The 14,042-nt window shown below is 72.9% G+C and carries 13 protein-coding genes and 1 riboswitch; of the genes, 9 read left to right on the top strand and 4 right to left on the bottom strand.

The features are described from left to right. Positions 1–69 precede the first annotated feature (69 nt). On the top strand, positions 70–693 hold the full coding sequence (locus ABD140_RS33670; RefSeq protein ID WP_344245856.1) for a TetR/AcrR family transcriptional regulator: 624 nt from the start codon (positions 70–72) through the stop codon (positions 691–693). On the opposite strand, the gene ABD140_RS33665 is transcribed toward ABD140_RS33670, so the two are convergent. After that, complete coding sequence (locus tag ABD140_RS33665; RefSeq protein WP_344245854.1) at positions 671–1,606, bottom strand: EamA family transporter; 936 nt, start codon at positions 1,604–1,606, stop codon at positions 671–673. The genes ABD140_RS33670 and ABD140_RS33665 overlap by 23 nt on opposite strands. Positions 1,607–1,792: 186 nt before the next feature. Between ABD140_RS33665 and ABD140_RS33660 the strand changes: the two genes are divergently transcribed. Then, on the top strand, positions 1,793–3,904 hold the full coding sequence (locus ABD140_RS33660; RefSeq protein ID WP_344245852.1) for a sensor histidine kinase: 2,112 nt from the start codon (positions 1,793–1,795) through the stop codon (positions 3,902–3,904). Positions 3,905–4,013: 109 nt separating this feature from the next. Here the strand turns inward: ABD140_RS33660 and ABD140_RS33655 are convergent, their stop codons facing one another. After that, a complete protein-coding gene (locus ABD140_RS33655) occupies positions 4,014–4,619 on the bottom strand; it encodes a response regulator transcription factor (RefSeq protein WP_344245850.1) in 606 nt (201 codons plus the stop codon). A gap of 87 nt (positions 4,620–4,706) precedes the next feature. Between ABD140_RS33655 and ABD140_RS33650 the strand changes: the two genes are divergently transcribed. Together ABD140_RS33650 and ABD140_RS33645 are read left to right on the top strand one after the other, a co-directional pair. Next, a complete protein-coding gene (locus ABD140_RS33650; RefSeq protein ID WP_344245848.1) occupies positions 4,707–5,438 on the top strand; it encodes an ABC transporter ATP-binding protein in 732 nt (243 codons plus the stop codon). Beyond that, a complete protein-coding gene (locus ABD140_RS33645; protein ID WP_344245905.1) occupies positions 5,438–7,669 on the top strand; it encodes an FtsX-like permease family protein in 2,232 nt (743 codons plus the stop codon). Before ABD140_RS33650 ends, ABD140_RS33645 begins: the two co-directional genes overlap by 1 nt. Positions 7,670–7,963: 294 nt before the next feature. On the opposite strand, the gene ABD140_RS33640 is transcribed toward ABD140_RS33645, so the two are convergent. Further along, the gene (locus tag ABD140_RS33640) at positions 7,964–8,419 is read right to left on the bottom strand and encodes an SSI family serine proteinase inhibitor (protein ID WP_344245846.1); all 456 of its coding nucleotides are present in this window, start codon (positions 8,417–8,419) and stop codon (positions 7,964–7,966) included. A gap of 49 nt (positions 8,420–8,468) precedes the next feature. Between ABD140_RS33640 and ABD140_RS33635 the strand changes: the two genes are divergently transcribed. The 4 genes from ABD140_RS33635 to ABD140_RS33620 all read left to right on the top strand — a co-directional run bounded on the left by ABD140_RS33635 (position 8,469) and on the right by ABD140_RS33620 (position 12,964). Further along, entirely contained in the window at positions 8,469–8,804 is a 336-nt protein-coding gene (locus tag ABD140_RS33635; protein WP_344245844.1) for a rhodanese-like domain-containing protein, read from the top strand. A gap of 37 nt (positions 8,805–8,841) precedes the next feature. After that, positions 8,842–8,958, top strand: a riboswitch (TPP riboswitch). A gap of 7 nt (positions 8,959–8,965) precedes the next feature. Beyond that, positions 8,966–10,354, top strand: coding sequence for a purine-cytosine permease family protein (locus ABD140_RS33630; protein ID WP_344245842.1), 1,389 nt, complete (start codon positions 8,966–8,968; stop codon positions 10,352–10,354). Between the two features lie 98 nt (positions 10,355–10,452). Beyond that, positions 10,453–12,267, top strand: a complete 1,815-nt coding sequence (locus ABD140_RS33625; protein ID WP_344245840.1) for an ATP-binding protein — start codon at positions 10,453–10,455, stop codon at positions 12,265–12,267. Positions 12,268–12,514: 247 nt separating this feature from the next. After that, the gene (locus tag ABD140_RS33620) at positions 12,515–12,964 is read left to right on the top strand and encodes an ATP-binding protein (protein WP_344245838.1); all 450 of its coding nucleotides are present in this window, start codon (positions 12,515–12,517) and stop codon (positions 12,962–12,964) included. 197 nt (positions 12,965–13,161) lie between these two features. On the opposite strand, the gene ABD140_RS33615 is transcribed toward ABD140_RS33620, so the two are convergent. Continuing rightward, complete coding sequence (locus ABD140_RS33615) at positions 13,162–13,527, bottom strand: hypothetical protein (RefSeq protein WP_344245836.1); 366 nt, start codon at positions 13,525–13,527, stop codon at positions 13,162–13,164. A 164-nt stretch (positions 13,528–13,691) separates the two neighbouring features. Here ABD140_RS33615 and ABD140_RS33610 point away from each other — a divergent pair, with 164 nt between their 5' ends. Further along, positions 13,692–14,030, top strand: coding sequence for an STAS domain-containing protein (locus ABD140_RS33610; RefSeq protein ID WP_344245834.1), 339 nt, complete (start codon positions 13,692–13,694; stop codon positions 14,028–14,030). Positions 14,031–14,042 lie beyond the last annotated feature (12 nt).

Genomic DNA, 14,042 nt, shown 5'->3' with positions numbered 1-14,042 from the left:
ACGGGTGTGGCCAGTCTAGGGAAATTCTGGCCACATGTGTAGCCAGAGTCGCCGGGATAGGGTGGGGCGATGGTGCGCGAGAGGGAGCCGTCGGCGACCCGCTGGGCGGGCGTCTCCCTGGCCGACCGCCGCAGCGAACGGCGTTCCCTGCTGGTGGCCGCGGCGTTCGCGCTGTTCGGCACCGGCGGCGAGGCGGCCGTCTCGGTGCGCGCGGTGTGCCGGGAGGCGCGGCTGCACGCCCGCTACTTCTACGAGAACTTCGCCGACACCGGCGAACTGCTCGGCGCCGTGTACGACAAGGTGGAGGCGGAACTGGCCGAGCGGCTGCTGGGTGAGCTGGCGGCGGCGGGGGACGACCTGTCGGCCCGGCTCAGGGCCGGTGTCCACGGCGTCCTGGAGTTCAGCTCGGCCGACCCGCGCCGGGGCCGTGTGCTGTTCACCGAGGGACGCCATCACCCCGTGCTGACGGCGCGGCGCCGCGACACCCAGAGCGCGCTGATGGACGCGGTGCTGCAGCAGAACGCGCAGTCCCGTCCCGAGGCCGACCCCTGCCGGGCGAAGGTGAGCGCCGCGATGTTCACCGGCGCGATGGTGGAGCTGGCCCACCAGTGGCTCTCCGGCGCCCTCGGCGACGACCTGGACGCGGTGGTGGGGCACGCGGCCTCCCTGGTCAGGCTCGGCGACCCCCGCTGACCGCGGCGCGCCGCCTCCCGTCCGGCGGCGCGGCGGCCTGGGCGAGCTGCCCGGCGACCAGGGAGCCCAGCGCGACGGCGAAGCCCGCGAGCTGCCCCGCGGTCAGCGTCTGGTGCAGGATCCAGTAGCCCGCCAGGGTGGCGACCAGGGGATTGCACAGGACGAGCAGCGCCACGGAGGTGGCGGGCAGCCGGTCGATGCCGCGGAACCACAGGACGTAGGCCAGCGCGGTGCCGAGGCCGCCCATCAGCGTGAAGCCCAGGATGTTCTGCGCGGTGAGGGCGGCGGGAGGCCCCTCGACGGCCAGGGTGAGGGGCACGAGCATGAGCCCCCCGAGGGAGAGCTGCCAGGCGGTGAACGTCAGCAGCCCCATCTCCGGCGGCAGCCCCCACTTCTTGTTCAGGACGATCGCCAGGCTCATCAGGGTCAGCGCGGTGACCATGGACAGGATGCCGGTGCCGTCCAGGCGCGCCTCGGCCGTCAGCGTCATCAGGGCCACCCCCGCCGCCCCGGTGACCGCCGCTCCCAGGGCGGCCGCCCGTGGCCGCACCCGTGTGACGGTGAACGCGAAGAACGCCACGAGCAGCGGTTGCAGCGCGTTGATCGTCGAGGCGACCCCGCCGGGAAGCCGGTAGGCGGCGACGAACAGCAGCGGGAAGAACGCCCCGAAGTTCAGCAGGGCCAGGACGAGAAGCCGCGGCCACCACCGCCCCCGCGGCATCCGGGGCGCCAGGGCGAGCAGGAGGAGCCCCGCTGGCAGCGCGCGCAGCATGGCCGCCAGCAGCGGGCGTTCGGGCGGCAGCAGGGTGGTGGTGATGACGTAGGTGGTGCCCCATGACATGGGCGCCAGCGCGGTCAGCGCCAGGTCGGCGGGCAGGGCGCGGCCCGGCGGAGGCGGTGCGGTGGCGGCCATGGCGGGTTCCTCGGTGTTCGAGATCTTGATCGTTCGGGTGGTACCCCGACTGAGCAGGTGGGATCGGTATCCGGGGCTTCTCTCTCCCGAGCACGCCGCCGCGTGCCGGACGGTCCACAGATGTGGGATCAGGGCCGAAGGGGCGGACGGGGGTGCGGCAGGATGGCGGGCGGGATGGTGATCGGGATGGGGGGACGGGCTCGCGGGATCGGGGCACGGCCGCTGGTGGCCGTGGTCCTGGGGGCGTTCGGGGCGGTGCACCTGCTGGGAGCCCGCGGTTGGGGCCTGCCGGCCGTGCTGGTGGTGCTCGGCCTGCAGGCCGCGTGGTTGTGGTGGCGGGCGGACGAACGGCTGCTCCTCGGCCAGGCGGTCGTGGCGCTGGGGAGCGTGCTCGGGTTCGGGCTCTCGCCCGCGCTGGTCGCGCCGGTCGCCGGGATCGCCGCGGTCGCGCGGCGGCGGGGGGCCGCCGCGCTGATCCTGCTCGCGGCCCTGGTGATCGGAACGGTCCGCGCGCCGGATGAGGCGCTGTCCTCGGCCATCACCGTCGGGCTGACGGCGGGGGTCGTCGCCGTCACGGTCGTCCTCCTGCGGCGGACGCAGGACCTCGAGGCGACGCGGGGCGCGGTGGCGGCCTCGGCGGTCGAGCGGGAGCGGCTGCGGCTCGCGGAGGAGCTGAACGGACGGCTCGGCAGCGGGCTAGAGGAGATCGCGCGCGAAGGACGGGCCGCGCTGGAACGCCCCGAACTCGTCGCGGGGATGATCGAGGGCGCGCGCAGGACGGCGGCGGACGTCCGAGCGGTGGCCCTGGACCTGCGGAGTCTGTCCCTGCGGCCCGAGACGGCGACCGCGGAGGCGCTGCTGAGGTCGGCGGGAATCAGCGTGACCGTCGACACCGCCCACCGGGAGCCGCTCGACTCGGCCGGGACGCTGCTCGCGGTCGTGCTGCGGGAGGCCGTGACGGACGTCGTGCGGCAGGGCACGGCCACGCATTGCACGATCAGGACGTGGAACGGCGACGACGGCATGGTGGGGCTCCGCGTTTCCCACGACGGCGTCTCGAACGCCGCGCTGGGCACCGACGCGCTGCTGCGCGCCGGAGAGCGGATCGAGGCCGCGGGCGGCACGCTGCGCACGGGCCTCGACCCCGACGGCACCTTCTTCGTCGAGGCCGCGGCCGTCGAACGGGAGCCGCCTCCCACCGACCCGGCGGCCCACCGCCTGTCGGTCGCGCTGCTGGCGACCGTCCTGACGGGGTTCTGCCTGAAGGCGCTGCTCATGATCCCGTGGGGTGCGTCCCTCGCGGCAGCGACCGCCTGCCTGGCGGCCTTCGCCTTCCTGGCGCTGCGCTGGCGCGGACCGGAACGGCCCCGGGCCTGGCGGTGGTCGCTGGCCGCCGAGGCGGCCCTCGCCTACCTGCCGATGATCTGGTTCGGCGAGGCCTGGCTGGGCGTCCCCGGTTTCCTGGCCGGCACGCTGATGGTGGCGTTCGCCAGGCCGATCCCGTTCGTGCTCGCCATCATGGCGGGCGTCGCCTGGGCCGCCCACGGCCACGGCCTCGAACCGGCGGCGGTGGCCAACCACACGATCAGCACCCTGGTCAGCGGTGTCGTCGTCTTCGTGCTGGTGCGCCTGGCCCGGGTCATCAGGGAGATGCAGGAGGCCGGCGAGGAGCTGGCCAGGGCGGCGACCGTCCGGGAACGCCTGCGCACGGCCCGCGACCTGCACGACATCCTCGGTCACACCATGGCCGCGATCCTCCTCAAGGGCGAGCTCGCCCGCCGCCTGCCGCCCGAGCGGGCGGCCCGCGAGCTGGCCGAACTCGTCGAGATGGCCGAGCTCGCCAAGGACGAGCTGGCGCCCTCCCGAGGCACGACTCTGGACGGGGAGCTGGCCCGGGCCCGCGACGTCCTCGCCAGCGCCGGCATCGACCCCCGGTTCGAGGCGGCGCACGGAGACCTGCCCGAACGGCTCGACACCGTCTACGGCATCGTCGTCCGCGAATCGGTGACCAACATCCTGCGCCACAGCAGCGCCTCGACCTGCCGCATCGCCTCGACCCCCACGACGCTGACCGTCGAGAACGACGCCCCCCGGGGAAGGACCGGCCCCCCGGGCTCCGGCCTGGGCAACCTCACCACCCGCCTGGCGGAACTGGGCGGCACCCTGTCCGTCACCACCGGGCCCGGCCTCTTCCGCATCGAGGCGACGGTCCCCCCTGCCTCCCCGGCCACGGACCCGGCCACGGACCCGGCCGGGGCACCGTCCGCGAGCCCGATACCGGATCCCGCACCGTCCTGAGGCCCGGTGGAAGCCCGCGGGGCCTCGTGGGTCGGGGGCGGGAGTCCGGTGCGGCCGGGGCGGGTCTGCGTCGGTCGGAGACCGGTTGGACGCGCGGCCCTGCGGGGAGCTAGATCCACCCGGCTTCGGTGGCGATGCGAAGGGCGTCGGGGCGGCCTCGGGCGTTGAGTTTGGTGACGACGGACGTCAGGTTGTTGCGGACGGTGCCCGAGGAGAGGAACAGGGTCGCGGCGATCTCGTCGGGCTCGGCGCCGGTGGCGGCGAGGCGCAGGATCTCGGTCTCGCGGGGGGTGAGGGGGTTGTCGGCCAGGTCCCAGGCGGCGGCGGCGAGGGACGGGTCGAGGACCCGCCGTCCGGCGGCGGTGGAGCGGATGGCGTCGGCGAGTTCGTCGGGCGGGGCGGTCTTCAGGAGGAAGCCGGTGACGCCCGCGGCCAGCGCGCGCCGGAGGTGGCCGGGCCTGCCGTTGCCGGTGAGCATCAGCGTCCGGCAGGAGGGGAGCTCCTCGCGCAGCAGGGCGGCGGCCTCCAGGCCGTCCAGGCCGGGCATGTCGACGTCCAGGACGGCGACGTCGGGGGCGGCGGCGAGCGCCCGGGGGACGACCTCGTCGCCGCGTCCCGCCTGGGCGACCACGGTGAGGTCGGGCTCCAGGTCGAGGAGGGCGGCGAGGGCGGCGCGCACCACGTGCTGGTCCTCGGCGAGCAGTACCTTGATCACGGCTTCAGGTCTACCAGTGAAAATGTCATGGTCGATCGGTGATCGTCTCTCTGGTCGGTGAACGCCCAGGTCGGCAGGCTTTCTGCCATGGATGAAGCTGTGCGTCTGGACGCGGTGAGCAAGGTCTACGGCAGGGGCGGGAACGCCGTGGCGGCGCTCCGAGAGGTGACGGTGGGGCTCCGCAGGGGCGGGTTCACCGCGGTGATGGGGCCGTCGGGGTCGGGGAAGAGCACGTTCCTCCAGTGCGCCGCGGGGCTGGACACGCCGAGTTCCGGCTCGGTGCGGCTGGGCGGGACGGAGCTGTCCGGGATGAACGAGACGCGGCTGACGGAGTTGCGCCGCGAACGTGTCGGTTTCGTCTTCCAGGCGTTCAACCTCGTCCCGTCGCTGACCGTCGAGCAGAACATCACCCTCCCGTTCCGCCTCTCCGGGACGCGCCCCGATCGGGCATGGCTGGCGGAGGTGATCGAACGGGTGGGCCTGAAGGAGCGGATCGGGCACCGGCCCGCCGAGCTGTCCGGCGGCCAGCAGCAGCGCGTGGCGCTCGCCCGGGCGCTGGCCACCCGCCCCGAGGTGGTCTTCGGCGACGAGCCGACCGGCGCGCTGGACACGGTGACCGCCCGCCAGGTGCTGACCCTGCTCCGCGAGACCGTGGACGCGACCGGCCAGACCGTCGTCATGGTCACCCACGACCCCCTGGCCGCCTCGTTCGCGGACCGGGTGCTCCTCCTCGCCGACGGCCGGATCGTGGACGAGTTGGACGAGCCGACCGCCGACGCCGTCGCGGCCCGGATGACCCGGCTGGGGGCGTGGAACTGATGCTGACCCTCGTCCTCGCCTCGCTCCGCGCCCGCAAGGCCGCCTTCGCCGGCGCCTTCCTCGCGCTGTTCTGCGCCGCCGCCCTGGTGACGGCCTGCGGCACCCTCCTGGACACCGGGCTGCGCGGCCGGATCGCCCCCGAACGGTACGCGGGCGCCCCGCTGATCGTCTCGGGCGACCAGTACGTGCGGGAGACCGAGGTCAAGAAGGGCAAGGCCAAGGAGAAGGCCAAGCCGATCGCCGAGCGGGCATGGATCCCGGCGGAGCTCGCCGACCGGATCGGGTCCGTGCCCGGGGTGGAGCGCGTCGTCACCGAGGTCACGTTCCCGGTGCGGCTGCCCGGCGTCGCGCAGGCGTGGGGGCACGGCTGGGAGTCGGCGGGCCTCACCCCCTTCACCCTGCGGCAAGGCGTCGCTCCGCGTGACGCGCGCGATCTCGTCGTCGACGCGCGGACCGCCGGGCTGAAGGGCCTTTCGCCCGGTGACGAGGTGGATCTGGGGACGGGCATCTACCGCGTCTCCGGCATCACCGCGCAGGAACCGGAGTACCAGGCCGCCCTGTTCTTCACCACGGAGGAGGCCGGGCGGCTGGCCGGGCGGCCGGGGATGCTCACCGCGATCGGCGTCTTCCCCGCCGTGGACGTCTCCCGGGCGCTGGAGGGCACCACCGCCACCGCGCACACCGGCGACGCGCGGGGCAGGGTCGAGTTCCTCGGCGCCGAGAACGCCCGGGTCAGGCTCATCAGCCTCGGCGGGGCGCTGGGCGGGACGTCGCTGCTGGTCGCCGTCCTCGTGGTCGTCGGGACGCTGGCCCTGACGATCCAGCAGCGGCAGCGGGAGATCGCGGTGCTCCGCGCGGTGGCGGCCACGCCCCGCCAGCTCCGCGAGATGATCGGCGGGGAGACGCTGCTCGTCGGTCTCGCCGCGGCGCTGCCGGGTTCGGCGGCGGGCCTGCTGCTCGCCGGGTGGTTGCGGACGAGGTTCGTCGAGCTCGGCGCGATGCCCGAGAACCTCGCGCTCGTCCGCAGCCCGTTCCCCGTCTTCGCCGCGCTCGTCGCGACCGCCGTGACGGCCTGGGCCGCGGCGCGGCTCTCGGCCCGGCGCGTCATCCGGATCCGCCCCGTGGAGGCGCTCGGCGCGGCCGCGCTCGAACCCGCGCGTCCGGGCCTGCCCCGGCTGGTGGCGGGGGCGGTGCTCCTCGCCGGATCGATCGCCCTGACGCTGGTGCTGAGCGGGCTGGACACCGAGGCCGCCTCCAGCCCGGTGGTCGTGCTCGCCGCGCTCCTGTGGACGATGGCCGTCGCCGTGCTCGGCCCGATGATCGTCCGGATCGCGGCGGCGGTCCTGGGCCCGCTGCTGCGGCTGGACGGCGCGGTGGGGCACCTGGCCGCCGCCAACCTCAGGACGAGGGCGAGCCGGTTCGCGTCGGTGCTGACGCCGCTCACCCTGATGATCGCGCTGTCCGCCACGATCCTGTTCACCCGGACGACCATGGAGAAGGCGGCCGAGGACGAGCACCGTGCGGGCACGAGGACGTCAGCGCCGGCCGTCCACACCTCCGTGCGGGTCGGTCTGGGCAGGTACGCCGCCCAGGGCGTCGACCCGCGGGCCGTGGACCCGGGCGTGCGCTCCGGGGATCTGGCGGACCTCGACGAGCGCACGGTCGCCGTCGGCGAGCGCATGGACCGCGAGGTCGGCGACATCGTCCGGCTGACTCTGGGCGACGGCACCCCCGGGGAGTTCGAGGTCATCGCCGTCTACACCCGCGACCTGGCCTTCGGCGACCTCCTCTTCGACCGCGGCCTGCTCGCCCGCCACGTCGACGACCCCTACGGTGCCGCCGCCCCCGCGCAGAACAACGCCGAGGTCAACTACGTGGCCATGGGGCTGATCATCGCCTTCGCCGCGATAGCCGTCGTCAACACCCTGGCCATGTCGACCGCCGAGCGGGGCCGCGAGTTCGCGCTCCTCCGCCTGTCCGGCGCCACCCGGCGCCAGGTCCTGCGCATGTCCCGCTGGGAGGCCCTCGCGGCCACGGCGGTCGCCGCGGTCCTCGGCTCCGCCATCGCCCTGGTCGTCCTCACCGCCTTCAGCCGGGGCATGACGGGTCTCGCCCGCCCCCATGTCCCCCCGTCCGCCCTCCTGGCGATCGTCCTCGCGGCCGGCGTCCTGGCCCTGGTCGCCACCGCGCTCCCGGCCCGGGCCGCCCTCCGCACCGCTCTCACCTCCTGAGCCGACGCCGCGTTCCGGGCCGGGTGGGGACCGGGCCGATCGGCCCGCATCCGGTTCCGGGCGTGCGGATGCACCCTGGGGAAAACTTATCCACAGGCGCTGTGGATATCCTCAGGGGAAAAGCTCGGGAGCTATGTCTGGGTTTGATGCTTTTTGACGGCTCGGATGGCAGGGTTTCCGGTCTCACGGCAAGTTATCCACAGGCCTTGTCCACAGGCTTCCACAGGGCTGGGGATAACTGGGGAAAACCCGTGGAGGAGCGCCCGGGGCCTGTGGAAAACCCTGGGACGCGGGTCAGCGGACGCGGGGCAGCTCGCCGAAGAGCTCGCTGACCTGGGCCCAGCGGTCCAGGTCGCATCCGTCCTTGCGCTGGTAGGTGGCGCGGACCTTGGAGCCGCGCCAGACGCCCTCGACCGTGCCCTGCTCGGGCCCGCCGTAGATCTCGGTGCAGACGGCGTCCGAGGGCGGCGGCGCGAAGGTCTTGGCGCCCGACTTGGCCAGCTGCGCGCAGGCCTTGCGGGGCGCGGGGTGGTCGCCGCCCGGCGGGTCGCAGGTCAGCGTCCAGCTCTGCGGGTCGGAGGTGGGCGACTTCTTCAACGTGATGGTGAGCCGGTTCACCTGGGCCGCGAGCGAGGTGGGCGGGCCGGCGACGGTAGAGTCCCCGGTCTCGGCCTTCTTCGCCCCGCAGGCACCGGTCGCGACCAGGGTCGCCGTGGCCAGCAGGAGGGCCGTGGCCGCCGATCTGGGCAAAGGACACCTCGCACGTCGTGGTCGAGACAGAAGATCCATGGGAGTGGTGATGAGCTTCGGGGACAACGTACCCTCCGTCGACGCCGCGGCGGTGCCGCGGGACGCGTATCTGCTGGACGTGCGCGAACCGGAGGAATGGACGGCCGGACACGCGCCCGACGCGGTGCACATTCCGATGAGCCAGTTGCGGGACCGGGCCGGCGAGATCCCGCAGGATCGCGAGGTCTACGTGATCTGCCGGGTCGGCGGGCGCTCCGCGCAGGTCACGATCGCCCTCAACAACGCCGGCTGGCAGGCCTCCAACGTGGACGGCGGGATGATGGCATGGGCCCATCATGGCAGGCCGATGGTGGCGGAGCAGGCCGGAGAGCCTTACGTGGCCTAGATCCGATTCGTCCCGTATGGGTATCATTCAAGCGTTCTGATCACACCGCGGGAGCTCGGGCCGAGGGCCGGGCTGAGAGGGCGACCCCGTGCGTCGCCGACCGCATGAACCTGTCCGGGTAATGCCGGCGTAGGGAGAGTGCTTCCGCCATGCCCCCAGCCATGCTCGAAAACGGCGACGAACCGGTGCGCGGGGGCGTGGCCTCCGCGCGCCCGGACGCCCACGAGGCGCCGTTGACGCTCGACGAGCCCGCCCCCAGGGTGCTGTCCTTCTGGGACCAGAGCGCCTTCTGGGCCAACCTGGGCGTCAGCCTGTTCGCCTTCTCCGGCGCCTACACGGTGCTCGCCCCGGACGTCGACGGGGCGCTGCGGCTGTCCATCGCCGCGGGCATCGTCGCGATGACCGTGGGCACGCTGCTCGGCGGCCTCATGCTCGGCCTGGCGGCGGTGCCCGGCGCCCGCACCGGCCGTCCCGCGATGGTGCTGCTGCGCGGCCTGTTCGGCGCCCGGCTCTCCTACGTGCCGACCGTCCTGAACGTCGCCCAGCTCATCGGCTGGGGCACGTTCGAGCTGATCGTGATCGCGGAGGCCGCCGGGGAGCTCTTCGGCGGCGGCCCCCGCTGGCTGTACGTGGTGGCGGCCGGGGTGCTGACCACCGTCCTGACGATCTGGCCGCTGGGCTCGGTGCGGCTGCTGCGCCGGTTCGTGACCGTCGCGGTGGTCATCGCGCTCGGCTGGTTCTACCTCCAGTTCTTCCGGGAGGGCCTGCCCGACCTCACGGACAACCCCGGCCCGTCCGGCGGCGCCCCGTTCGGCACGGACTGGAGCATGTTCTGGCTCGCCACCGACGCCGCGCTGGCCGTCTCGATCTCCTGGGTGCCGCTGGCCGCCGACTACACCCGCCACTCCCGCAGCGAGAAGGCGGCCTTCGGCGCGGCGAGCGGCGCGTACGCGCTCACCCAGATCGTCGCCTACGTCCTGGGCCTGTTCGCCCTGGCGTTCGCGGTCCAGGGCGAGGGGGTCTACCAGCCGTTCCTCACCGTGACGCTCGGCGCGGTGTTCTTCTTCGTCTTCGTCCTGCGCGAGGCCGACCAGTCGTTCGCCAACGTCTACTCGACCGCGCTGTCCATCCAGAACCTGCTGCCGCGCCTGGACCGCCGCGTCCTCAGCGTCGGGCTCGGCGTCCTGATCACCGTGCTGGCGCTCGGCCTGAACATGGGCGACTACGCGGGCTTCCTCAGCCTGATCGGCTCGGTCTTCGTGCCGATGCTCGGCGTCCTGGCCGCGGACTTCTTCCTGCGCGCCCGCGGCTCCTGGGACACCTCCCCCGACGCGCCCTCCCGCTGGAGCATGATCGCCGCCTGGCTGGCCGGCTTCGCCGTCTACCAGCTGATCAACCCCGGCACCGTCAGCTGGTGGAGCGGCCTGTGGACCGACGTGCAGGACCTGCTCCACTTCACGCCCCAGCCGTGGATGAGCGCCTCCCTGCTGTCGTTCCTGGCCGCCGGGTTCGCCGCGTTCCTGGTGGGTCGGATCGGCCGGCGGGCCTAGAGTTCCATCGCGATCCGGTCAGGTCGCGGGTGGCGGAGCGGGGATGGTGGCACCATGACGGGGTGCTCTCGGACGTCCCAGACTCGACGGCAAGCGCCGTGCTCCGCTGCGCGGCCGATCCGGTGGTGGCCTTCGACGAGGGGTTGTGCGTCGTGGCCTGGAACCCCGCCGCCGAGCGCCTGTTCGGCTGGACGGCCGAGGAGGTGCTCGGCCGGGTGGTGCCGATGGTCCCCGACGAGCTCAAGGCCGAGCACAACGCGGTGCTGGAGCGGGTGCGGGAGGGGCCGCAGATCTCGATCGGGACGCGGCGGCTCACCCGGGAGCGGCGGCTGGTCGACGTCCGGATCGACACCAGCGCGCTGCGCGACTCCGGCGGCGCGCTGCTGGGCTGGGTCAGCGTCTACCACCGGGTCACCGAGGCCGACCAGCACGTCGCCGCCGAGAAGGCGCGGCTCGTCCGGCGGCTGAACGACATCCTCGGCGACCTGAACGCCCAGCACGACCTCGACCGGGTGCTGGACCGGATCACCGCGGCGGTGCTGGAGCTCACCGGAGCCGACGCCGCGGGGTTCGTGCGGATCGAGGAGGACCGGCTGCGGCTGGTCTCGGCCCGCGGCCTGCCCGGTGATCTGCTCGGCACGTCGGTGGAGCTGCACGACAGCCTGGTGGAGGAGCTCCTGCGCGCCGACCGGCCCGTCCTGCTGGCCACCCGGCCCCGGCTGGACGACCTGATCTGGCGGGCGCTGCCCGGCCTGCGGATGGTCGCGCTGGGCCTGGCCTTCCTGGGGGAGCGCCCCTACGGCGCCCTCTACGCGCTGTTCGCGGGCCGCGCGGCCGGCCACACCGAGCTGGAGCTGCTGGAGCTGCTGGCCGGGCACGCGGGCGTCGCGGTCGGCAACGTCATGTCCTACCAGGAGGTCGTCCGGCAGCGGGCGCACGAACGGGCCGTGATCGACGCCAGCGTCGACGGGATCGCGGTGCTGGACGCCGAGGGCCGGGTCTGCCAGTGGAACCCGGCGGCCGCCAGGCTCACCGGGATGCCGGCCGAGGCGGTCCTGGGCGGTTCCCTGCCGTTCGACCACGTCCCCGGCGGAGAGACCACGCTGCAGCTGCCCAACGGCGTCTGGCTGGACGTCCTGTGCGCGCCCATCCCGGAGACCGGCGAGCTGGTGATCGACTTCCGCGACGTCACCGAGGCCAAGGAGCTGGAGGAGTCCAAGGACCTCTTCCTGGCCACGACCAGCCACGAGCTGCGCACCCCGATCACCGTGGTGCGGGGCTTCGCCGAGACCCTGGTCAACCGCTGGGAGGAGCTGCCGGAGGCCGAGCGGCGCAAGGCGGTCGGCACGATCGCCGACCGGGCCAGGGCGCTGGGCCGCCTGGTCGAGCAGCTGCTGATGGGCTCCAGGGCGGGCGCGGAGGAGCTGCCGGTGGTGCGCGAGCCGTTCGACGTGGGCGGGCTGCTGCGGCGGGTCGTCCCCGCCTTCCAGCCGCTGTCGGAGCTGCACCGGCTGGAGGTGCGGGTCCCCGAGGGGCTGCCGCGGGCGCTGGGCGATCCGATGGCCACCGATATCATCGTGGGCCAGCTGGTGGAGAACGCCTGCAAGTACTCGCCCTCGGGCGGCCTGATCGCGGTGGAGGCGGCGCTGGAGGACGACCTGCTGGTGGTGACCGTGGACGACGAGGGAGTGGGCATCGCCGAGGGCGACCATGAGCGGATCTTCGAACGCTTCGTGCAGGGCGAGGCGGGGGACCGCCGCAGATTCGGTGGTGTCGGACTGGGCCTCTACATCGTCAAACGGCTGGCCACGGCCCAGGGAGGCGATATCAGCGCCCGGTCCCGGGCCGGAGGCGGGGCGCGGTTGCGGCTGACCCTGCCGCTCGCGAATGTGACGGACGAAACGCGCGTGTGACGAGTAACCGGGCCGATCGCTGGAAATGGCTTGAAGTGCACAACCCCGGCCGTCAACCGGCGGACGGAGAACGGTAGGTTGACCGCTTCGCGCCAACATACGGGGGTGGTTGGTGATGAGATCCCGGTCAGTGTCTCGCACGGCGAGCAAACGTACGTTTCGCCCGGGTTTCCGGGTGTCACCAACTGGGCATTTCGGTCGTACAGAAGACGCAGGAGTTGCGCGAGATGCGGAGGAGGTGAAGACGATGAGCACCTGTTACCTTCCGCACGCACCGGCCAGCGTCTCGACGGCCCGCCGGAGTCTCAACCGCGATCTGATCTCGTGGGGAGTCGCCGACGACGTGGCGGACGACGCCGCGGTGATCCTGAGCGAGCTGCTCAGCAACGCGCTGCGGCACGCCCGCCCGCTGCCGGGCGGCGAAGGCGAGGTCAAGGTCTCGTGGATCAAGGTCGGCGACACCGTCGAGCTGGCGGTGACCGACGGGGGCGCGATCACCGAACCGCGCAAGGGCCAGCCGGCGCTCTCCTCGCTCGGAGGGCGGGGGCTGGGCATCGTCGAGATCCTCTCCCAGTCCTGGGGCGTACGCCGCGACGACCAGGGCAACACCGTCTGGGCCCACCTGCACGCACCGGTCGGGTACGCGAACGGTGAAAGAGGGGCCCCAATGCAAAATCTGCGTCAAGTGACACGCTAAGGTCATCCTTAGCTCGGGGTGCTGTCGTGCCCCCGTCGGTAGCACTCCGGGCCTCCAAGCCTTCCGCCCCGTCCGGAGTGCGGCGAACATGATCTTCCGCCCCGTGTGACGCCCTCCAGCCCGTGAGCCCCTTCGCCGGGACACCCGGCATGAGACCTCTCACCGGCCGCCGGAGCCGGACTTCGCAGGGACCGGATTCAGCTTCGCAGGGACTCGCTGAGCGCCCGGTACGTCGCGCACGGCCAGCTGACCATGCAGGTGTGGCAGCGCCGGAGCGGGGCGTCCGGGTCGCTGGTGAGGCCGCCGCCCTGGCGCGGCCGGTGCAGGCACAACACGCGCAGCGCCATCTCCGACAGGGCGGCGACGTCCTCCCGCGCCTCGGCGAGGAAGAGGAGGTCCTCCCGGGTGAGCCGCGCCCGCACCGGTACGATCCCGTCGCGGTTGACCAGCCGCAGCAGGAACCTGACGGTGCCGCGCCAGGGCGTGGATTTCTCCGATCGGGCGTGGATCGTCTCCAGGCGCTCACGTATCCGGGAACGTTGCCGCTCAGGCGAAATCCTCACCCGTTCAGCTTGCCAAAATCGCCGGTTCATGGGGCAGTAATCACCAGGTCAGACGGTGTCATTACCTTGACGGGACATGATGATTACCGGCAGAACAGATGAATCGCCGGGCCTGGGTAGGCGTTCTCTGGCCCCCGGCCGACTTGGCGGATAGTGTGCCGGTCATGGAGCTTCAGGTCTCGACTGCATCACAAGCAGGTCACATCGCGATCACCGCTGTCGGTGAGCTGGACCTGTACACCGCACCCAGACTGCAGCAGGCACTGGCCGCCGCGCTCACCGAGCAGGACTTCGGCCGGGTGGTCGTCGACCTCTCGGGAGTGGAGTTCTGTGATTCGACAGGCATGAACGTGCTGCTGTCCGGCATGAAACGCGCCAAGGAGCGGGGCGGCACCTTCGAACTCGCCGCGCCGCGTCCGGCCGTCCGCAGGATCCTGCAGGTCACCGGTCTCGACACCGTCTTCACCGTGCACGACGCGGTTCCGGCACTCGACGCCACCTGAGGGCCACTACCA

Origin of the sequence: Actinocorallia libanotica, from assembly GCF_039525175.1 — a bacterium.
Classification (GTDB): domain Bacteria; phylum Actinomycetota; class Actinomycetes; order Streptosporangiales; family Streptosporangiaceae; genus Actinocorallia; species Actinocorallia libanotica.
The sequence above is the reverse complement of the archived record's forward strand: the minus strand, read 5'-3'. Positions and strand labels throughout refer to the sequence as shown.

Excerpts from the sequence above, each read along its gene's own strand:
- ABD140_RS33610 (WP_344245834.1), top strand. The coding sequence starts at position 13,692 with ATGGAGCTTCAGGTCTCGACTGCATCACAAGCAGGTCACATCGCGATC.
- ABD140_RS33620 (WP_344245838.1), top strand. The coding sequence starts at position 12,515 with ATGAGCACCTGTTACCTTCCGCACGCACCGGCCAGCGTCTCGACGGCC.
- ABD140_RS33650 (WP_344245848.1), top strand. The coding sequence starts at position 4,707 with ATGGATGAAGCTGTGCGTCTGGACGCGGTGAGCAAGGTCTACGGCAGG.
- ABD140_RS33635 (WP_344245844.1), top strand. The coding sequence starts at position 8,469 with ATGAGCTTCGGGGACAACGTACCCTCCGTCGACGCCGCGGCGGTGCCG.
- ABD140_RS33670 (WP_344245856.1), top strand. The coding sequence starts at position 70 with ATGGTGCGCGAGAGGGAGCCGTCGGCGACCCGCTGGGCGGGCGTCTCC.
- ABD140_RS33645 (WP_344245905.1), top strand. The coding sequence starts at position 5,438 with ATGCTGACCCTCGTCCTCGCCTCGCTCCGCGCCCGCAAGGCCGCCTTC.
- ABD140_RS33660 (WP_344245852.1), top strand. The coding sequence starts at position 1,793 with ATGGGGGGACGGGCTCGCGGGATCGGGGCACGGCCGCTGGTGGCCGTG.
- ABD140_RS33665 (WP_344245854.1), bottom strand. The coding sequence starts at position 1,606 with ATGGCCGCCACCGCACCGCCTCCGCCGGGCCGCGCCCTGCCCGCCGAC.
- ABD140_RS33630 (WP_344245842.1), top strand. The coding sequence starts at position 8,966 with ATGCTCGAAAACGGCGACGAACCGGTGCGCGGGGGCGTGGCCTCCGCG.